Origin of the sequence: Fructilactobacillus hinvesii (assembly GCF_024029435.1) — a bacterium.
Taxonomy (GTDB): Bacteria; Bacillota; Bacilli; order Lactobacillales; family Lactobacillaceae; genus Fructilactobacillus; species Fructilactobacillus hinvesii.
Map to the genome: position 1 here is coordinate 660844 of NZ_CP097118.1, position 20181 is coordinate 681024.

The window sequence follows — 20181 nt, forward strand, 5'->3', positions numbered from 1 at the left end:
CAGCAAATCAGCTGGCTCTATTTTTGCTATAATTGAACTACGTATTGAGAAATTTGAAAGGACGAATCGAATGGCGCGTGCAGACTTGCTACAGAACATGAATGAGAAACAACAAGAAGCCGTCGAACACGTCGATGGCCCGTTGTTAATCATGGCCGGAGCCGGCAGTGGGAAAACCCGCGTGTTAACCCACCGCATTGCCTATTTAATTGAAGAAAAACACGTTTTGCCTTGGAACATTTTGGCGATCACCTTTACGAATAAGGCGGCGCGCGAAATGAAAGATCGGGTTAACCAACTCTTAGAGGTGGGTGGCGACGACGTGTGGGTTTCGACTTTCCACGCGTTAGGGGTTCGAATCCTGCGCCGTCACATCGAAAAGTTAGGGTATAACCAAGCCTTTTCGATTGCCGGAACTAGTGAACAAAAGACGCTTGTAAAACGAATTTTAGCGGACCTTAACCTAGATCCGAAAAAGAACGATCCCAGAGCAATTCTGGGCGCGATTTCCAACGCCAAAAATGATTTGGAAACTCCAGCTGATTACCGCCAAAAGCACGACGACGGTAATCCGTTTCACACGGTGGTTGCAGACGTTTACGCGGAATATCAGAAACGTCTGCATGCCAACGACTCGGTCGACTTTGACGATTTAATCATGTTGACCATTCAATTGTTGGAACAATTTCCAGATGTTTTAGATTACTACCAACAAAAATTCCGCTACATTCACGTGGACGAATACCAGGATACGAACGAAGCCCAGTATCGGTTGGTAACGATGCTTGCCGATAAGTACCATAACCTCTGTGTGGTAGGGGACGCGGACCAGAGTATCTACGGTTGGCGGGGCGCCAACATGAACAACATTTTGGACTTTGAAAATGACTATCCAGATGCGCACGTAACCCTCTTGGAACAAAACTACCGGTCGACCAAAACGATTTTAAAGGCCGCCAACGAAGTGATTCAAAACAACGAGGAACGTAAGGATAAAAACCTGTGGACAGAAAACCAGCAGGGCGACAAGATTACCTACTACCGGGCGCAAAGTGAGCGGGACGAAACCCAGTACGTGGTGGCTAAAATTAAGGAAGAAATGAAGCAACACCACTACAAGTACAGTGATTTTGCTGTCCTCTACCGGACCAACGCCCAATCCCGGGTAATCGAAGAAACCTTCCTGAAAGCAAACGTTCCTTACACCATGGTCGGGGGTCACAAGTTCTACGAACGTAAAGAAATCATGGACATCCTGTCCTACCTGACCTTGGCCGCTAATCCGAATGATTCGCTCAGTTTTGAACGGGTGATTAACGTCCCGAAACGGGGAATTGGGGCCACCAGCTTCCAGAAACTTCGTGACTTTGCGGAGGAAAACGGCTGGGGACTCTCCGAAGCCGCCCAAAACGTTGCTTTGGCTACTAACATCTCTACTCGAGCTCGAAACGCGATTGAGGACTTCGGGGTCACGATGGCGCAATTGCACGGCGAAGTAGCCGACAAATCAGTCACAGAGATTACCGAAACTTTACTAGAAAAAACGGGTTATGTGGCTAGCCTGCGTCAGGAAAATAACTTGGAAGCTCAGGCGCGTCTCGAAAACATCGAAGAATTTTTGACCGTGACTCAGGACTTTGACGAAAAATTTGATCCGGATCAGAGTGAAACGGGGAACCGGTTGGTAGACTTCTTAGCCGACCTGGCGCTGGTTTCTGCTCAGGATGACGTCGACGAAACGGCTCCGCAAGTAACCTTGATGACGTTACACGCTGCTAAGGGACTTGAATTTCCGGTCGTTTTCATGGTCGGAATGGAAGAAAATCTCTTCCCATTGGCTCGCGCTGCGGAGAATCCCGATGAATTAGAAGAAGAACGTCGTTTAGCGTACGTTGGAATTACGCGTGCTCAACAAAAGTTATACATGACGAACGCTTACGCCCGCATGTTATACGGTCGGCAACAAAATAACCCCGCGTCGCGCTTTATGGATGAAATTAATGCCGATTTATTAGAAAATGAGATGAGCCAACCCACATCCCCACGAGGACCACGGACGCCGTTTGATAGTGATCGGTACCGACGACGGACCGCCGCTGCTACCCAACCAACGTATCAATCCCGGCAACCGGTGGCAAAACCACAGGGAACCGGAGCCGACCGGCAAAGTTGGCAGGTCGGGGACCAAGTGACCCACAAAGCCTGGGGCACCGGAACAGTCGTGAAGGTCAATGGGACTGGCGAAGACATGGAACTAGACATTGCGTTTGAGGCGAAGGGAGTTAAACGACTCCTGGCGGCCTTTGCGCCCATTCAAAAAGTAGAACAATAGAAGGGAGCACCGGTCGTGCAGGAACTTGATTTAAAGCAGCTAACTGAAGCCGAAGCAGCGCAACGGGCGGCAGCATTGCGCCCCCAGTTGTTGCAGTGGGGCAAAGAATACTACGAAAATGACCAGCCGTCGGTGCCCGATGCGGAGTATGACCAGGCCTACAACCAGTTGGTGCAACTCGAAACGGCTTTTCCGGCAATTGTGACGCCGGATTCGCCTACACAACGAGTCGGGGGACAGGTCGACAGTGAATTTACCAAGGTTCCGCACCCGATTCCGATGCTGTCTTTAGGGGACGTCTTTTCTGCGGATGAACTAAACGAATTCGTGGTACGCCTGCAAAAGGATTATCCGGCGGTCCAGGAATTTAACTGTGAGCTCAAAATTGACGGTCTTTCCATCTCACTGCGGTACGAACAGGGCCGGTTGGTCCAGGGATCGACGCGGGGAAACGGATTGATTGGAGAAGACATCACGGCGAACGTCAAAACGATTGCCTCGATTCCGCAACGACTGAGTCGGCCGATTGACATTGAGGTTCGGGGCGAGTGTTACATGGGCAAAGATGCCTTCTTGAAACTCAACGAGCGCCGCGAACTCGAGGGCAAGTCCACTTTTGCCAATCCACGGAACGCCGCGGCGGGCAGTCTGCGGCAGTTAGATCCGAAGGTCACCGCTGCTCGGCACCTGAGTACCTTCATGTACAACGTCGCGGACTACGATGATTTAGAGACCACCACTCAGAGCGGATTGCTGGCGGAACTCAAAGAGCTTGGCTTTAGCGTTGATCCAGACTATCAGGTTGCCCACACGCTAGACGAAATCAATGCTTACATTGAAAAGTACCAGGCGCAGCGGGATCAGTTGAGTTATGGGATTGATGGTATTGTAATTAAGACCAACTCGCTGGCGTTGCAAACGGAAATTGGTCACACCGTGAAGGTGCCCAAGTGGGCGATTGCCTACAAGTTTCCTCCAGAAGAAGCTCACGTCAAAATCGATGCAATCGAATGGACGATTGGGCGGACCGGGGTGGTGACTCCTACGGCGGTCTTTGCCCCGGTGAAGTTAGCCGGAACCACGGTGTCCCGGGCCACGCTCCACAATCCTGATTACATCGAAAAGAAAGACATTCGGATTGGTGATACCGTGGTCGTTTATAAGGCTGGAGACATCATTCCCGAGGTGGAACACTATCTGCCTCAAGAACGGCCGGCGGATGCACAACCGTACGTGATTCCGACTACTTGTCCTTCGTGTGGAGCTGAACTAGTTCACCTAGATGATGAAGTGGCGTTGCGGTGCATTAATCCCCAGTGTCCCGCTCAACTAGCCGAACAGGTGACCCACTTTGCCTCGCGCAACGCGATGGACATCGAAGGCCTCGGTCCTAAAATTGTGCAACAGCTCTTTGCTAAGCACTTGATTAAGGACGTGGCTAGCTTGTATCACCTGCAATTTGACGATTTGGTTACGCTTGACAAGTTTGGAGAAAAATCCGCTCAGAACTTGTTACAGGCCATTGATCAGAGTCGAGCGAACTCGTTAGAACGTTTGCTGTTTGGACTGGGGATTCGGCATGTCGGTGGCAAGGCGGCTTTATTGCTAGCCCAGCACTTTGGTTCGTTAGACCAGCTCCGAGCGGCGACCGCTGAAGAAATTGAAGCAATTGACTCCATCGGAGGCACGATTGCTGACAGTTTGGTGACCTACTTTGCTGAACCTAACAGTCAAGAACTCCTGCAGGAATTAGCGGATGCCGGCGTGAACTTTGAATATCGAGGTCAGGCGCCGGTCACCCAGAGTGACAGCTTCTTCTTTGGTAAGAAAGTAGTGCTCACCGGCAAGCTGCAGGAGATGACGCGGGGAGAAGCCCAGGCCTTCATTGAAGCGCAGGGGGGCACCGTTACCAGCAGCGTCTCGAAAAAAACAGACTTAGTCATTGCCGGAGAAGCAGCCGGCAGTAAGTTAACCAAAGCGCAGTCGTTAGGAGTACCCGTCTGGGACGAACAACGATTTAGCGCCGCCATGGCTGAACAATAAAGAAGAGGAAGGTGCAGTTGTGAAGAAAGTCGGCATTGGGATTATGCTGGCAGTCAGTGCGGTCGTACTGGCAGCCTGTGGTAATCAAAATAAGATGAGCTCTAACAGTGGCTCGACCAAAACCGAATTAACTGGTTCAAACTCCAGTGGAAATTACCAAAGCGTGATCCAGGACGGTCACTACCAAACCAGTAAGTCGTCCGGAGTCAACGAACAACAAACGAGTAACCAGTTTAACCTAGAAGGATTTCAACACGGCTTGCTCGACATTTCCAAAAAGGAATTCGCCCCGAGCAAGTACGTTTTTCAAGAAGGTCAACAAATCTCAACCGAACAAACCTATAACTGGTTGGGCCGCAAAACCAAGGATAATCCGGATGGGTTAAACCCCGAACAACCGGACAAAAAGGTGGTGCCAGAATACCTGCAACAAATCGACGAACAGGATTTCTTGCAGCAAACCGGTGGTAAGCTCCAGCTAAAGGGAATGACGATTGGTTTAGGCTTGAATTCAGTGTACTATTACACTAAGGAAAAGTACGGAGCACAATATTCCAAGAAACTGACTGACGACGAGATTGAAGCCAAAGGAAAAGAAATGGCCAACGAAATCTTGAAACGGATGCGCGAGAAACCGGAAACCAAGGACATTCCGATTGTGATTGCCCTGTACAAGGCCGCTCCGGATGACAGCTTGGTCGGCGGGAACTTCTTTGCTTACTCCATGAACCGCGCTGGCTCGAAGACCGTTGATACTTGGAATAAGATTGACCAAAAGAACTACGTCTTTCCAACGGCCGGGAACGAAAAGGTACCAAACGCCAACGACGAGTCCGCTTTTGAACAATTCAAAAACAAGGCGCAGAGTTACTTCCCGAATCTGAGTGGGGTCACAGCCCAAGCACAATACACGGACGGGACCTTGACCGGGATGCACGTGAACATCACGACCCAGTTCTACAGCTACACGGAAATTAACAGTTTCACCCAGTACCTGCAGACGGCCGCCCAGAAGTACTTACCTCGCAACGTGCCGATTGAAATCACGGTCGGTTCCACGAATGGGGTCCAAAGTTACCTAAACCGAGATCGGGATGCCCGGAAGTTTACCACGCATGTATTTAACAACTATTAGGAAATCAGGTAAGGAGGAAGTTTGATGAGTGAAAAAGTAGATCAAGCCCGGACCCAACACATTGCCGGGTTAGCCAAGCTGAAAATTGCTGACGCAGAACTCGATCAGTTTACGGAACAGTTAAACGACATGCTCGACATGTTGGATCAACTAGGAACGGTGGATACGGAAGGGGTCGAACCGACCTACTCTGTAACCGACCAAATCAACGTGATGCGGCCTGACGTTGCGAATAACTGGGGCGAACGCGAGGCCTTGTTACGCAACGCTCCGGAATCCGTCGATGGTTTGATTCGGGTTCCAACGATTATTGACGAAAGCGAGGACGAATAATGAACTATTTTGACCGTGATTTAGAGTCCGTCCACCAAATGTTGGTCGACGGCGAAACAACGTCCGTGGAACTAACCAAGCAAACGTTGGCTAACATTGATGCCCACGAAGCGGATCTGCAAGCTTACCTCGCTATGAACGACGAGGCCTTAGCACAAGCAGAAAAAATTGATGCGGCTGGGATTGATCCTGACAACGTGCTTTCTGGGGTACCAGTGGCCATTAAGGATAACCTGGTGACGACCAACATGCCTACGACGGCAGCTTCCAAGATGCTGGAAAACTTCCACTCCCTCTTTAACGCCACGGTAGTCGAAAAGCTGCAAGCTGCTGGCGCTGTGATTGTCGGCAAGACTAACCTCGATGAATTCGCCATGGGAAGTTCAACTGAAAAATCAGCCTACAAGACCACGCGCAATCCGTGGGATCTCAACACGGTGCCCGGTGGTTCGTCTGGTGGTTCAGCTACGACCGTTGCGGCCGGCGAAGTTCCTGCTAGCTTGGGATCCGATACCGGTGGTTCGATTCGGCAACCCGCTTCCTTTACCGGAGTGGTTGGAATGAAACCTACCTACGGACGAGTTTCGCGGTGGGGATTAATCGCATTTGGATCTAGTTTTGACCAAATTGGACCGTTCACGCGGACGGTCAAGGACAACGCCTACCTCTTAAATACGATTGCCGGTCACGACGATCACGATGCCACTTCCTCTGACAAAGAGGTACCAGACTTTACAGCCAACCTTGATCAAGGAGTGAAGGGCATGCGGATCGCGCTACCCAAGGAATACCTGAGCGATGGTATTGATGACGCCGTGAAAGACGCCATTCAAGCCGCTGCCAAAAAGTACGAAGAACTAGGCGCTACGATTGACGAAGTTTCCTTACCACATGCCAAGTATGGTGTGATGGCTTACTACGCCTTGGCTTCTTCAGAAGCTTCTTCTAACTTGGAACGGTTTGACGGGATTCGCTACGGTTACCGTGCTGAAGATCCGAAGAACCTGGAAGACCTCTACGTGAAAACCCGTTCGACGGGCTTTGGGGACGAAGTGAAGCGTCGGATCATGCTGGGAACCTTTGCGCTCTCCGCTGGTTCGTTTGACAAGTACTTCAAGAAGGCCGCTCAAATTCGGACGTTGATCATCGAAGATTTCCAAAAGGTGTTCCAAGATCACGACCTGATTATGGGACCTACAGCACCAACGACGGCTTTTGCAGTCGGCACTGAAAGTACCGACCCAACCGAAATGTACATGAACGACGTGATGACGATTCCCGTGAACCTGGCTGGGCTCCCCGGAATGTCCTTACCCGCTGGCTTTAGCAACGGTCTCCCAATTGGAATGCAATTAATTGGAAAACCCTTCGCCGAAAGCACGATTTACCAAGCGGGGCACGCCTTTGAACAAAACACTGATTTTCACAAGCAAACCCCACAGTTGGGAGGTAAATAAGGATGAACTTTGAAACAACAATTGGACTAGAAGTCCACGTGGAATTAAAGACCAAGTCGAAGATTTTCAGTCCTTCACCAGTCAGCTACGGAGCAGAAGCCAACGAAAATACCAACGTGATTGATTGGGGTTACCCAGGAACTTTACCTCGGGTGAATAAACAAGTGATTGCCAACGGAATTACGGCTGCTTTAGCCCTGCACGCTGACATCGAAAAGCACCCTCACTTTGACCGGAAGAACTACTTCTATCCCGATAACCCCAAAGGCTACCAGGTCACGGAAAACGACACTCCGGCCGCTACCAACGGTTGGATTGAAGTTCAGACCGCTGACGGTGGGACCAAGAAAATTGGGATCGAAGAGATGCACGTCGAAGAAGATGCCGGGAAAAATACCCACGGAAACAAGTATTCCTACGTGGACTTGAACCGGCAAGGGACGCCGTTGATTGAAATTGTGTCGAAGCCTGAAATGACGACGCCGCAAGAAGCTTACGACTACCTTGAAGGGCTCCGCGAACGGATCCAGTTTACCGGGATTTCCGACGTGCGGATGGAAGAAGGTTCGATGCGGGTGGACTGTAACATCTCGATTCGACCAGTTGGTAGTGACAAACTCGGCCAAAAGATCGAGTTGAAAAACTTGAACTCATTTAACTACGTCCGCAAAGCATTGGCCTACGAAGAACAACGTCAGGCGCAAGTGATTATGGCCGGAGGGACGATTGGCGCTGAAACCCGTCGTTTCGACGAATTAACCGGGAAAACTTACCTGATGCGGGTGAAGGAAGGAAAGGACGATTACCGTTACTTCCCAGAACCAGACCTGCCTAGTTTGGACATTTCGGATGCTTGGATTGACGAATTACGCGCCTCCTTACCAGAAATGCCGGGGAAACGGCGCGCTCGCTACGTCAACGAACTCGGCTTGACCGACTACGACGCCATGGTCTTAACCCAGACCAAGGAAATGTCTGACTTTTTTGACCGATTGATTGAACTGGGTAGCGATCCGAAGATGGCTTCAAACTACCTGCAAGGGGACGTGAACGCCTACTTGAACGACCAACAAGTGAAGTTGGAAGATACTAAGATTACGCCGGAAGCTTTGGCCGCCATGATTAAGATGTTGATGGACGAAACCATTTCCACTAAAATGGCGAAGAAGGTCTTTAAGGCCATCACTAAGGGTGAAGATCCCGAAGCCTTCGTGAAGGAAAAGGGCTTAATCCAACTTTCTGATCCAGCCGAATTGAAACCAATCGTGGACGACGTTTTAGCTAACAATCCGCAATCAATCGAAGACTTCCACAACGGGAAGGACCGGGCGGTTGGTTTCTTAGTGGGTCAAATCATGAAACGGACCCAAGGAAAGGCTAACCCGAAGATTGTGAACCAAATCCTGATGCAAGCACTAAACCAATAGAAAGCGGTGGCACCACATGCGAAAACGAGCACGCGTAATTTATAACCCAACCTCTGGACGAGAAACGCTGAAATCCAAGTTGGTCGATATTTTAGACGTTTTGGAACGGGGTGGCTACGAAACCAGTGCCTACGCTACAACCCCCCAGGAAAATTCAGCTCGTGATGAGGCTACTCGGGTCGCTCGGGAAGGTTTTGATTTGGTGGTGGCTGCTGGTGGTGACGGTACGATTAACCAGGTGATTAACGGGATTGCACCATTGGGCCACCGGCCGAAGCTTGGGATTATCCCGGCCGGAACGACCAACGACTTTGCCCGGGCGCTTGGAATTCCACGGGATGACCTAGTTGAAGCTGCGCGGGTAATGACACGAGGAAAGTTACTGCCGATGGACGTTGGCAAGGCTAGCAACGATGAGATGACGCAGTACTTCATCAACATCGCTGCCGGTGGCCGGTTAACCGAACTTACCTACGACGTGCCGTCCGACTTAAAGACTGTCTTTGGCTACATTGCCTACCTGGTGAAGGCCGTGGAAATGTTACCGCAGGCGCGTCCGATTGACATGAAGGTGACGTACGATGGCGGTCATTACGAAGGGAAGGCGTCGATGTTCTTCCTGGCGATGACCAACTCGGTCGGTGGGTTTGAACAGGCAGTGCCGAATGCGTCACTTAACGACGGAAACTTCACCATGATTATCGTGAAGACTGGGAACATGATGGAGATTCTGCAGCTGTTGACCAAGGCTCTGAACGGTGGTCGGCACGTAAATGATTCGCGAATTATTTACAAGAAAACGCGGAACTTTACGGTGGCCCAAACGGATACCAAACGCCCGATGCCCATCAATCTGGATGGGGAATACGGGGGTAGTGCGCCGATGCAGTTTGAAAATCTGAAGGAACACTTGTCGATTTTTTCAAACTTACCGAAGCAACAATCGCAACAACTATTAGAATAAACTAAAAAAGTTTTGTCGTGATCGGCGGCAAAACTTTTTGTTAAGGAGTAAGAATGAGCAAAAATAAACAAGCACCAGTAACGAAAAACGAAACGCTCGACGTGGACGTGACCGACCTAACTTACGAAGGAATGGGTGTGGCCAAGGTTGACGGTGGTTATCCGCTGTTCATTGAAGATGCGCTACCGGGCGAACAGGTTACAGCAAAGGTGATTAAGGTGAAGAAGAACTTTGCCTTTGCCAAGTTGCTGAAGGTTAACCAATCTAGTCCGGACCGGGTCGCCATCGTGAACAAAAAGCTAACGCAATCGGGAATTGCTCCGTTGCAACACCTGAGTTACGACAAGCAACTGGAGTTTAAGCAACACCAGATTGCCGAATTGTTCCAAAAGGCCCACCTGGATCAGGTCCAGGTAGCGCCCACGATTGGGATGGAGCATCCGGTCCAGTATCGTAACAAGGCCCAGATTCCGGTCCGGGAACTGCACGGACAACTGGAAACTGGATTTTACCGGCGGCATAGTCATGATTTGATTCCAATTGAAGACTTCTACATTCAAGATCCAGCGATTGATGATGCGATTGTGAAGGTTCGGGACGTGTTACGAGAATTTCAGCTTCCGGCCTACAACGAAACCACGCACCAGGGACTGATTCGCAACATCATGGTGCGCTACGGGAAGTACAGCCACGAACTGATGGTGGTGCTGGTGATTAACGACCGGCATTTACCACGGGCAGCAGAAATTACGGAAGCAATTGAATCAGCGTTGCCCAACTTGGATAGCCTCGTGGTTAACGTGAACCAGAGTACGGGGAACCGGTTACTGGGGGATAAAAGCATGGTGCTGGCCGGCAAAGACTACATCATGGACCAACTGTTAGGCACGAAGTTCTTAATTTCACCACTGTCGTTTTACCAGGTTAACCCGGTGCAGACGGAAAAACTGTACTCGTTAGCAATTGAAAAGGCCCAGTTGACTAAGGATGACATCGTGATCGATGCCTACTGTGGAATTGGAACAATTTCACTGGCAATGGCGCCGCAAGGTAAGCACGTTTACGGAGTCGACGTGGTCAAGGAAGCGATTCAGGACGCGCGGACGAACGCCAAGTTGAACCACATTGAAAACGCAACTTTTGTCACTGGGAAGGCCGAAGACCAGATGCAGAAGTGGGAAGTGGAAGGAATTAAACCAAACGTAATTGTGGTGGATCCGCCCCGTAAAGGTCTTGATGCCAGCTTCATTGAGAGTGCCTTGAAGATGAGGCCAGAACGACTGGTGTACGTTTCCTGTAATCCAGCCACACTGGTGCGGGACGCGCAACTGTTGCTTGATGGTGGTTACACGATTGATCAGCCGGTGCAACCGGTGGACCAGTTCCCGCAGACGCCACATGTGGAAAGTGTGACGGTGTTTACTAAAAAATAGGATAAATATTTAAGTGATTAAGATTAATTTATTTATTTTTAGGCAATTAAATTTAATTTTGGAGGATTTATTTCGATATTTAATTGAATTAGATCCTTTTTTGTTATGATATAGATTAAGTTAGATAAATAGTTTATATATCTTTAAAAAGAGACATTACTAAAATGCTATGTTATAATTAACCTACCTAGAATTTGAGGGGATTTTAGACGTGTTTTTGTAACACAATTGGATGTTGATTTCAAGTCGAAAGACATGGATATTAGCTCCTTTATAATATAGACTGAAATGTCTATGATAATTGTAAAATAGACAGTACTAATACTATATGTACTAATAAATTGGTCACTCTACCCTCGTAAAATAATTATTGACCAGAATAACTAGCTATTACGTAAGCATTGTCTTTAGTGCAGTAATGGCTAGTTCTTTTTATTAAGAGGATTAAATTATGATTGATGTAAATAAATTAAAAAAAGAGGTTTTTGAAGAATTAAAAGATAACTCCGATAATTTAATCAATAATTATATTCATTTTGATAGTCGTTTTTCTACAAATTCTTTGAGACGTAAACTATATAATATTTATAAAAATAAAAATTATGTTTCTAATTATCGTTTTCTTCCCTTTATAACAGTTAATATTAAGAAAATAAAATATAATCATGAAACTGATAAGAATAGAAAACCAGTTAAATATAAAAATAGATTAATATCATTAGCAGGTCATGAAGACGCTCTTATCTATTCTTTTTATGGTAAATTATTGTCCAAATTATATGAAAGTTATATATCAAATACTGATTTAAATAATGTTGTTTTAGCATATAGATCTGGAAAATCTAATATAACCGGTGCAAAAGACGTAATTGATTTTATTTGGAAATCAAATGGATGTTGGATTATTAAAGGTGATTTTTCTAATTTTTTTGATAATCTAAATCACCATTTATTATTATCTAATGTAGAGGAAATTTTTTCAGATGTTACTGAAAATTATAAGCTTAACGATGATTGGAAATCAGTTTTAACTCATTTGACAAAATATCGATATATAGAGAAAAATAAATTATTGAAAGGATTGGGGAACAAGCACTTTCATAATAAATATGTTAATAATAGAAAAGAAATTAGTGAGTTAGTAAGAAAAAAAGCAATACATTTTTATAAAAATAGGAATGGGATACCCCAGGGAACATCTTTAAGTGCTGTTTTAGCTAATGTTTATATGATTAAGTTTGATAATCTAATAAGTAAAGATATAAAAAAATATAATGGAATTTACAGAAGATATTCTGATGATTTTGTAATTGTTATTCCTAATAATGGATGTAATAGAAGTACTGCAATAAAGATAAAGAAGAAAGTCATTAATGACAGTGAAAAACAATTAAAATTAAAGATTAATGATGAAAAGACAAAATTATTATATTTTTCAAAGTCAAATGGAAATGTTGTAAATGAAAATAATAATCCTACTAGTTTTGATTATTTAGGCTTTTCTTTTAATGGCAATAAAGTATTTTTGCGAAATAGCACTATTTATCGTTTTTGGTATAGAGGAAAACGGGCATCAAGAACATTTGCATTAAGATATAATGAGAGAGAACTTTTAAAGAATTATAATTTATCATATTTAAAAAATAAGTATATTGAAAATAGGTTTCCAGAAATTAGCGATAAAATTAGAAATAAGGTAATAAATAGACTTGAGTATGAAAAAAATAGTTTATTAAATGGATGGTCAATTAAGGGAAGAAAAAAATTTACCAAAATGTATTTGGTAGACCAATCAATACCAAGGTCTAATTTAATGTGGTACGCAGACAGAGCACAGAAAAAATTTGAAGAACCTATTCCTAGTTTTGATAAATTATATAAAGTGGATATTATAAAACCTGTTAAGAAAAAGATTTTAAAAATCCAATCTATGTATCATAATTTAAAGGAAAAAGAATGTAAGATAACAAAACATATTTAATTTGTTTAGTATACGGGTAGCAAAATAATAATATATTTTGATTATTATTTTGCTACCCGTATTTTTATCTATACTTACTAAAAGTAGGCAATATCATTGCTATTTCTTGTAATCCAGCTATAATTTAGCTACCAATGTTAGCTTTGTTAGAGAAAGATTTTGAGAAGGAGGAATCCATCATCGCACGAAAACTAACGGATTCAGTCACATTTCGCCGCGGGGTTACAGTAAACGGGCGTTTGTTTATGCCACCAATGTTAACCTCGTCGGGAACAGCGGATGGAAGAGCAACTGAAGATACGTTGCAATACTACGCGGCTCGCAGTAAGACAGCGGGCATGTTGATCACCGAGTATCACTACGTCAGTGAGAACGGAGGACCCAGTGGCGGCGGTCCGTTTGGGCAACAACTCGGGATTTATGATGATCAGCACTTGGAATCGATTAAGGCGCTTGCTACCACGATGAAACAAGATGGGGCAAAAGCCATCTTGCAAATTAACCACGGTGGGTTACGCAGTAACGGCTTTGGCGCCGAACACGGGTATGCGTTTGGTCCGAGTGCCATTCATTTTCCGAAGCTGGATTATCAAGTGTTGGCATTAACCACTGATCAAATTTATGCGATTATCCGGGACTTCGGTTTAGCCACAGAACGAGCCATTGAAGCGGGTTTTGATGGGGTTGAGATTCACGGTGCTAACCATTATCTACTACAACAATTCATGTCGACGTATTCGAATCGGCGCACGGACGAGTGGGGTGGTTCGTTGGCTAATCGGATGCGTTTTCCGCTTGCAGTTGCCAAGGAAGTGCTCCGCGTGGTAGATAAGTACGCTCCGAAATATTTCATCGTCGGTTACCGAATTAGTCCAGAAGAACTGCATCAGGATGGCAGTGGCTACACTATTGCGGATTCCAATCAGTTGGTGAAGGAATTGAACAAGTTAAAACTGGATTATCTGCACGTTTCCATCTTTGGCCACTATTACGATGGTCCGAAAGACGGCAAGTTGAGTTACACGCAAATTTACCGGGAATCGCTTGATGATGAAACTAAACTGTTGGCAGTTGGTGGGGTATTTAGTGCCGAAGCAGCGCTGGATGCTGTTAACCACTATATGGACATGGTCGGGATGGCCCGGGGAAGTTTGATTGATCCGCTGTTTGGATACAAGGTAGCTAATGATCAGGCGGATGAAATTGTACATGAGATTTCACCGGAACAGTTGAAACAAACGTCCTGGACCAAGGGATTGTTAGACTCGTTCTCGTTGCCGGATAACGGATTACCACCGTTGCCAAATGGTGATTCGATTAAAAAATAGAGCAGCAAAAAACTCGCAGAAATGAGATTGTCATTTCTACGAGTTTTTTTAGTTAGGCTTGTAATGCCCTTTGAATTTCAGGTTCCAATTTTTCTGGGTTCGTAATCGGAGCGTAACGGTGGATCAACTTGCCATCTTTGCCAATCAAGAACTTGGTGTAGTTCCATTTGAGGGGACCGTGGCCCGATTCTTTCTTCAGGTAGGCAAATAACGGATCTGTATCTTCGCCATTGACCTTAATGGTTTGGGTGATGGGGAAGGTGACGCCGTAGTGAACTTGGCAATACTCGGTAATGTTTTTCGAATCCTTCAATTCCATCAAGAATTGGTTGGAAGGAAAACCGATTACTTCTAAACCTTGGTCGTGGTACTTTTTGTATAGCTTTTCCAAATCCTTTAATTGTCCGGCTAAACCGCACTTGCTGGCGGTGTTAACCACGAGGATGACCTTACCTTTAAAATCGGCAAAATCAATCGAATCGCCGTTTAGTTCTTTGGTTTTGTAATCATAAACTGAGTTAAGCATGAGAAGGACTCCAATCTGTTAAATTTGATGGTACACAATTAAAACTGTATCACTTTTGGCTGGGATTAGCTAATGATTGAATTTGAGGATATAATGGTAATACTTTTGCTGTTGAAATTATTGATAATTAAGAGGTAAACCATGAATTCAAAATTTCCTAATTTATCTGACTGGCAAAAATTATTAAGTCAAATTCCAATTGAAACCGTTGAATTTGATGATAACGGTCATTACAATGCGGAAAAACATCCAGATTTCCATGATTGGATGGAGAATGGATAATTAAATTTCAAACAAAAAGAGGAGATTATCTTATTTGATAATCTCCTATCTTAATATATAAAACTTTTACTTTAATATAACAAAAATTTGTCAAATAAATTTATAAAGCAAATTCATCTATATAATCGGACTTTTTAGAAAAGGGAACAGTAGTTATTTTTTGTTCATTAAAAAGGTTAACTATTGAAGTTTCTATTGGTTTTTCTGTGTCGTTTATTATTGTATAGAAATTGGAGTTTTTGAAATTTGGTATATTTCTTGTTTGTATTACATCCATGGCTAATGATTTTGCATATCCATCATTATTTGGTGTATTTAAAGTTTTTATTAATTTGTTTGGAATGTTTTTCTTTTTACTTCCTGCAATTGAAAAGTCATACGTATGGTACATACCATTCCTATCAACAAATGAAGGCCCTTCAAGAGCTCTAATATCATTTTCATCAAAGAAATTTTGAACATCTTCAATAAATAAATTATTAGTTTTTGGTTTAGCAAGTACAAACATGTCATCGACAAACATCATGGATTGTGCTAATAAATTTTGTTTTATTGGGAAATCCTGTATGGAAGATTCTGTAAATATTTCATGTGTTTCTTCATCTATATTCACAGAAAAGGAAGTTAATTTTGATTCTAATAACTCCCTTCTTTTTTTAGATTTTAGCAGATTTATTCCAATTGACATTAAATCGTCTATAACATAACCACCATCAGTTAAATGTAGATTACCATCTTTTTTAACAATTGCATACAGGATTATTGAGTCATTACTTCGATTGTAAAAAGGAGTGTCAATTCTAATAGCATTTGAAGTTTTGCTTAATTTTATATTATTCTGGTTAAATGAATCAATCGCATCTTTTAATTCATCTATCTTTATATCATTCATAATCAAACACCCCCTTAAATTCTATAATAAATTATTTTTTAATTTTTATTTATTCTTTTAGACCTCATGTGTATTAGTGTAATCTAAAAATTGACTTAATACTGTAAAAAGAGATGATAAATCGTTTATTTCTTTTGGTAATTCGGTAGCAATTTTATCTTTTTCCAGAACTCCTTCAATTCGTTTATAGGTATGCATATGATTTTCACCTATTTTTGTTCCATCAGGATTAATATGAGTACCATTGTGGATATCAATTCTAATTAACATATCATTTGTATTTTTAAATCTGATATGTAAACTAAATCTATTTTCATCAAATACATTTCTATATCTATGAAGTTTATATTCTATTCCATTTTTATCATCGGTAACTGGAGTATCATCTTTTATTTTACCGATCATTGGAGTATTACTTGATATTTTTTTCTGACATATTTTAAATGATTTTATAAGTGTTGATACCTCGGAATCACTTAGATTTTCTAAATTAATTTAAATCACTCCCTAATTAACAAAAATTAAACAATCTGTAAATATTTCAGTTAATTATATCAAACATTGCAAAGAATAGTAGCCTATATAAAGTATAAATAATTATCAATACGACTTTATTTTATAAGTTATTTTAATCATTGACTTTAAGCAATATCCTCCCTTTCTTTCCATGTCCATCTAGCTTTCTTTGAGCATCCTTAATATCATCAAAAGCATAGATTGAATCAATAAAAGGAATTAATTTCCCCTTAGAAATCATCTGTAGAATTTCAGTATAGTAATGAGGCATTAACGGACGATTGTGAAAAACAACGTTGATATTTTCATGAAGAGATTGATAGAACGGTAGACTTAAAGGAAAAATGGTACCGTCATGTTTCAACTTATTTTCTAAATCATTCAAGAGACGAGTATTTCCAGTGGTATCAATTAGGTAATCAAAATTTTCACTTGGAATCATGTCAGAGCCTGTATAAACTTGGTTTTGAAAATTTTGTTTTAAAAATTTTTCACTCTCTGAAGAAGAGAGGATAGTGGTTGAGACGTTGAGATTATTTAACATTTGAACCAAATAGGTTCCGATTCCGCCTGATCCACCGACAATGAGAACCTTATCAGTTGATCGAATTTTTAACGTTTGGAGCGCCATTAAGGCGGTATCAGCACCACCAAAAACAGTAGCAGCTGCTTCAAAACTAACGTTATCAGGAATTATAAAAGTATAAGGTGGAATATTAGCAGTAACGTATTCAGAAAATGATCCATCTTTTGCAAAGGCAATTACTCTCTTTCCCATTAGCTGTTTATTTCTTAATGTTCCTGTTTTTTCAATTATTCCAGCAGCACTATACCCAATTACACGTGGTAATGATTGGGGATGTACGTTTGATAAATTTCCACTTTCACTTTTGACATCGTAAGGTAAGACAGGAACATATTTAACTTTGATTAACGTTGATAGGGGATTTATATTTGGAACCTTAACGTTTTGAATTTTAAGCCCGTTGATTCCTTGGTAATTTGTTTGGATAATAGCTTTCATAGATTTGATCCTCCTAGTGATATTTTATTAGTGAGTATAAATGCAAAAAGCAGGTTTGAATAATTAGTATTCTAATTATTCAAACCTGCTTTTTAACTTTAAATTGGAATTAAAAAAAAGAGAAATCTTTATGTCACTATTATGGTCACTGATTGTTGGTTTTATTATCAGCTGGATGTTAAGTAAAATATTTTTGCTTCCGTTTTGGTTGATCTTAATGTGTTTATATTCGTTATTAATCGGATGGTTTTTAGTTAAATTATTACTGGTGATTTATTTTTACTTAGTCATTTAATTTCAATAATTAAAGTTCTTTATTTACAACTTGTTTATAGACCTTTGCCAATACGGTTGCGTTGTTTAACGCTTCGTTTTTATTTTTTAATTTGGCTGTTTTTTCATAGCATTTCGCTAAAAGAAAATAGAGATCGGCAATCATAAAGGTTGAATTTTTAGAGGTAATCCATTCAATTCCAGTATTTAAAACGTGGATGGCATTTTTAATTTGCTCTTCATGAAAAAGAGCTAAGGCATATTGGTAAAAAATGATATTTAAATTTTCACTATAATCAACATATGCTTGGTTAATAGTTGAAGCAAAAGCAATTTCAAAATTATGATTATCCATCTTGGTATAATGGCTAGATTTCACTTTAATTAAATTTATAGCACTAATTATGAGTAGTTCAATTGATGATAAATATTTTTTATCAGTGTGGTAGGTATATTGGAGCGCTAATTGTAAGTATCTTAAAGCAGGATCAGCTTGTTTGGACAATTGGTAGGTAGCGCATCCGTAGTAGTAATAATATTTTTGAAAATCATCATTTGAATCTAAACTAGCTAAAATATCTTCATTGTTCATGAATTTAATTAGTTCGGCATAACGATGTTCGTTACATAGTTGTTCAATCTTGTGGCTAGCACTTTGAAAGTTACTAAACTCAAAGTAATCACTCAGCACAGTGTCATTTAATGAAATTTGTAATTTATGACAAATTTGTGCTAATAAAAGGGAACTAGGGATGTAATTCCCTTTTTCAATCCCACTGATCATCGATTGTGAGCAAATTCCGTCCGAAAGTTCAGCTTGAGATAAATGGCGTGCTTTTCGCTGCGCTTTTAAATAATCTCCTAAACTTTTTGATGATGTATTCCTGAATTGGTTCATAGATATTCCTCACAATTTAAAATTAATTTCACCAAGCAGTCCACCGACTGCTTTTTATTTTGCTTTCAATTCGTTTCCTTAAACCGTTCTAAAAGTTAAAGTGAACATTTATTATAATTAGGCGGATTGTTTCTGATATTTTATCGGCGACGATCCGCCTAATTTTGTTTTAGTTTGTTCTTTTCTATGGAATTTAATCCATTTTTAAATATTATCGATTTTTACTTTTAATTTTTCAAAAAAACTCTCAGTCTAGGAATTGTCTGAGTATCAACTTGTATAGTAATTCGATTTAATCATTGATAAAATGAAATAAAAATAACTTAAATTTTTATTAAGGAGAACTTGTCGTGAGACCATTTTATTTTATTATTGGAATTATTTTAATTGCTGTTGGAATTTACTATTTAAATAAAAACCATAATAATTCTAACTCTCCAGTAGAAAAAAACTTTTGGTTAACATATGGTAGTTTAGTTTTAGGGAGCGCGCTGCTAATTGGTTCACTAAGAATAGAAATACTAACTAGTTTAGGCATTTTAGTGTTGTTTATTCTGTTGATCTATTATTGTATTCAACTTTATCAAAATCGAAATAAAGCCAAGGAGAAAAGAAAATCACAATGGACATCCAGATTGATTCTAGTTATTGTTTCATTATTTGCAATTGGATTTGCTGGTGAAATAAATGGTAATCAAAAAGCTGATCATTCAAGTAATCAGCAAACAAGCCAAAAGCATAATAACAATAAACAAAAACCTAAACCTAAAAAAAGTGAAAATAGCAACGACCAAAAAGAAAAGAATAATAAAGAAACTGAAAATGAAAAACAAAAAGCTGATAATCCTGAACAAAAGAAAGATGACGTTCAAAAGCAAAATGATAATAATCAACAAGAAGATGAAAACAGTCAGCAGAAACAAAATCAGCAAACCGATGATGCAAACAAGCAAAGTGTTGATCAATCTGCTAATCAATCAAATTCTTCTTCTAACAATCAGCAAGTAAATGATTCAACAAAAGTTAACAGTACATCTGGAGCAGTTGTTGGTAATAGTAAAACCATGACTTATCATACTGCCGATCAAGCAAACTATCGAATTAGTAGTAGCAACGTAGTTTACTTTAATTCTGAAGCAGATGCGCAAGCGGCCGGTTATCATAAGTCTTTACGCTAAAATAGATCATTTTGATCTGTACCCTATGATTTAAAATAAATATTTATTGCAATTAGGTGACTTGTTCCTGATATTTTATCAGCGATAAGCCACCTAATTTTATTTGAAATTGTTCCTTGTTGTAGAATTTAATTCATTTTTGATTATCTTCGTTAGTTC

17 protein-coding genes are annotated in these 20181 nt (G+C 41.7%); 12 read left to right on the forward strand and 5 right to left on the reverse strand.

Translation table 11 applies throughout. From position 1 onward, the window contains the following. Positions 1 to 70 precede the first annotated feature (70 nt). The 10 genes from pcrA to M3M39_RS03255 all read left to right on the forward strand — a co-directional run bounded on the left by pcrA (position 71) and on the right by M3M39_RS03255 (position 14433). Positions 71 to 2332: a DNA helicase PcrA gene (gene pcrA / locus M3M39_RS03210; protein WP_252797788.1), complete on the forward strand. Its 2262-nt coding sequence runs from the start codon at positions 71 to 73 to the stop codon at positions 2330 to 2332. Between the two features lie 15 nt (positions 2333 to 2347). Next, entirely contained in the window at positions 2348 to 4375 is a 2028-nt protein-coding gene (gene ligA, locus M3M39_RS03215) for an NAD-dependent DNA ligase LigA (RefSeq protein WP_252797789.1), read from the forward strand. Between the two features lie 43 nt (positions 4376 to 4418). Further along, on the forward strand, positions 4419 to 5510 hold the full coding sequence (locus tag M3M39_RS03220; protein WP_252797951.1) for a CamS family sex pheromone protein: 1092 nt from the start codon (positions 4419 to 4421) through the stop codon (positions 5508 to 5510). A gap of 24 nt (positions 5511 to 5534) precedes the next feature. After that, positions 5535 to 5843, forward strand: coding sequence for an Asp-tRNA(Asn)/Glu-tRNA(Gln) amidotransferase subunit GatC (gene gatC / locus M3M39_RS03225; protein WP_252797791.1), 309 nt, complete (start codon positions 5535 to 5537; stop codon positions 5841 to 5843). Next, on the forward strand, positions 5843 to 7300 hold the full coding sequence (gatA, locus tag M3M39_RS03230; protein WP_252797792.1) for an Asp-tRNA(Asn)/Glu-tRNA(Gln) amidotransferase subunit GatA: 1458 nt from the start codon (positions 5843 to 5845) through the stop codon (positions 7298 to 7300). The genes gatC and gatA overlap by 1 nt, the downstream gene beginning before the upstream one ends. Positions 7301 to 7302: 2 nt before the next feature. Then, the gene (gene gatB / locus M3M39_RS03235) at positions 7303 to 8727 is read left to right on the forward strand and encodes an Asp-tRNA(Asn)/Glu-tRNA(Gln) amidotransferase subunit GatB (RefSeq protein WP_252797794.1); all 1425 of its coding nucleotides are present in this window, start codon (positions 7303 to 7305) and stop codon (positions 8725 to 8727) included. 16 nt (positions 8728 to 8743) lie between these two features. After that, the gene (locus tag M3M39_RS03240) at positions 8744 to 9691 is read left to right on the forward strand and encodes a diacylglycerol kinase (RefSeq protein ID WP_252797795.1); all 948 of its coding nucleotides are present in this window, start codon (positions 8744 to 8746) and stop codon (positions 9689 to 9691) included. A 53-nt stretch (positions 9692 to 9744) separates the two neighbouring features. Next, positions 9745 to 11124 carry a 23S rRNA (uracil(1939)-C(5))-methyltransferase RlmD gene (rlmD, locus tag M3M39_RS03245; protein WP_252797797.1) on the forward strand — a complete coding sequence of 460 codons (1380 nt, stop codon included), beginning with the start codon at positions 9745 to 9747 and terminating at the stop codon, positions 11122 to 11124. Positions 11125 to 11575: 451 nt separating this feature from the next. Further along, positions 11576 to 13105: a reverse transcriptase/maturase family protein gene (locus M3M39_RS03250; RefSeq protein ID WP_252797798.1), complete on the forward strand. Its 1530-nt coding sequence runs from the start codon at positions 11576 to 11578 to the stop codon at positions 13103 to 13105. A 179-nt stretch (positions 13106 to 13284) separates the two neighbouring features. Beyond that, positions 13285 to 14433, forward strand: coding sequence for an oxidoreductase (locus tag M3M39_RS03255; RefSeq protein WP_252797953.1), 1149 nt, complete (start codon positions 13285 to 13287; stop codon positions 14431 to 14433). A 52-nt stretch (positions 14434 to 14485) separates the two neighbouring features. Here the strand turns inward: M3M39_RS03255 and M3M39_RS03260 are convergent, their stop codons facing one another. After that, positions 14486 to 14959, reverse strand: a complete 474-nt coding sequence (locus tag M3M39_RS03260; protein WP_252797799.1) for a glutathione peroxidase — start codon at positions 14957 to 14959, stop codon at positions 14486 to 14488. Positions 14960 to 15100: 141 nt separating this feature from the next. Here M3M39_RS03260 and M3M39_RS03265 point away from each other — a divergent pair, with 141 nt between their 5' ends. Next, a complete protein-coding gene (locus M3M39_RS03265) occupies positions 15101 to 15241 on the forward strand; it encodes an AbrB family transcriptional regulator (RefSeq protein ID WP_252797801.1) in 141 nt (46 codons plus the stop codon). A gap of 100 nt (positions 15242 to 15341) precedes the next feature. On the opposite strand, the gene M3M39_RS03270 is transcribed toward M3M39_RS03265, so the two are convergent. From M3M39_RS03270 to M3M39_RS03285, 4 genes are all read right to left on the reverse strand, one after another. Beyond that, positions 15342 to 16133, reverse strand: a complete 792-nt coding sequence (locus M3M39_RS03270) for a DUF1829 domain-containing protein (RefSeq protein ID WP_252797803.1) — start codon at positions 16131 to 16133, stop codon at positions 15342 to 15344. A gap of 57 nt (positions 16134 to 16190) precedes the next feature. Beyond that, on the reverse strand, positions 16191 to 16628 hold the full coding sequence (locus tag M3M39_RS03275) for a DUF6978 family protein (RefSeq protein ID WP_420843006.1): 438 nt from the start codon (positions 16626 to 16628) through the stop codon (positions 16191 to 16193). A gap of 133 nt (positions 16629 to 16761) precedes the next feature. Beyond that, positions 16762 to 17673: a quinone oxidoreductase family protein gene (locus tag M3M39_RS03280; protein ID WP_252797808.1), complete on the reverse strand. Its 912-nt coding sequence runs from the start codon at positions 17671 to 17673 to the stop codon at positions 16762 to 16764. Positions 17674 to 17977: 304 nt separating this feature from the next. Beyond that, a complete protein-coding gene (locus M3M39_RS03285) occupies positions 17978 to 18844 on the reverse strand; it encodes a helix-turn-helix domain-containing protein (RefSeq protein WP_252797810.1) in 867 nt (288 codons plus the stop codon). Between the two features lie 350 nt (positions 18845 to 19194). Between M3M39_RS03285 and M3M39_RS03290 the strand changes: the two genes are divergently transcribed. Next, complete coding sequence (locus M3M39_RS03290; RefSeq protein WP_252797811.1) at positions 19195 to 20022, forward strand: sunset domain-containing protein; 828 nt, start codon at positions 19195 to 19197, stop codon at positions 20020 to 20022. Positions 20023 to 20181 lie beyond the last annotated feature (159 nt).

Bases quoted from the DNA above. Each gene is read 5' to 3' on its own strand.
- M3M39_RS03250 (WP_252797798.1), top strand. From the start codon at position 11,576: ATGATTGATGTAAATAAATTAAAAAAAGAGGTTTTTGAAGAATTAAAA.
- M3M39_RS03285 (WP_252797810.1), bottom strand. From the start codon at position 18,844: ATGAACCAATTCAGGAATACATCATCAAAAAGTTTAGGAGATTATTTA.
- rlmD (WP_252797797.1), top strand. From the start codon at position 9,745: ATGAGCAAAAATAAACAAGCACCAGTAACGAAAAACGAAACGCTCGAC.
- M3M39_RS03240 (WP_252797795.1), top strand. From the start codon at position 8,744: ATGCGAAAACGAGCACGCGTAATTTATAACCCAACCTCTGGACGAGAA.
- gatA (WP_252797792.1), top strand. From the start codon at position 5,843: ATGAACTATTTTGACCGTGATTTAGAGTCCGTCCACCAAATGTTGGTC.
- M3M39_RS03260 (WP_252797799.1), bottom strand. From the start codon at position 14,959: ATGCTTAACTCAGTTTATGATTACAAAACCAAAGAACTAAACGGCGAT.
- gatC (WP_252797791.1), top strand. From the start codon at position 5,535: ATGAGTGAAAAAGTAGATCAAGCCCGGACCCAACACATTGCCGGGTTA.
- pcrA (WP_252797788.1), top strand. From the start codon at position 71: ATGGCGCGTGCAGACTTGCTACAGAACATGAATGAGAAACAACAAGAA.
- M3M39_RS03220 (WP_252797951.1), top strand. From the start codon at position 4,419: ATGCTGGCAGTCAGTGCGGTCGTACTGGCAGCCTGTGGTAATCAAAAT.
- M3M39_RS03270 (WP_252797803.1), bottom strand. From the start codon at position 16,133: ATGAATGATATAAAGATAGATGAATTAAAAGATGCGATTGATTCATTT.
- gatB (WP_252797794.1), top strand. From the start codon at position 7,303: ATGAACTTTGAAACAACAATTGGACTAGAAGTCCACGTGGAATTAAAG.
- M3M39_RS03265 (WP_252797801.1), top strand. From the start codon at position 15,101: ATGAATTCAAAATTTCCTAATTTATCTGACTGGCAAAAATTATTAAGT.
- M3M39_RS03280 (WP_252797808.1), bottom strand. From the start codon at position 17,673: ATGAAAGCTATTATCCAAACAAATTACCAAGGAATCAACGGGCTTAAA.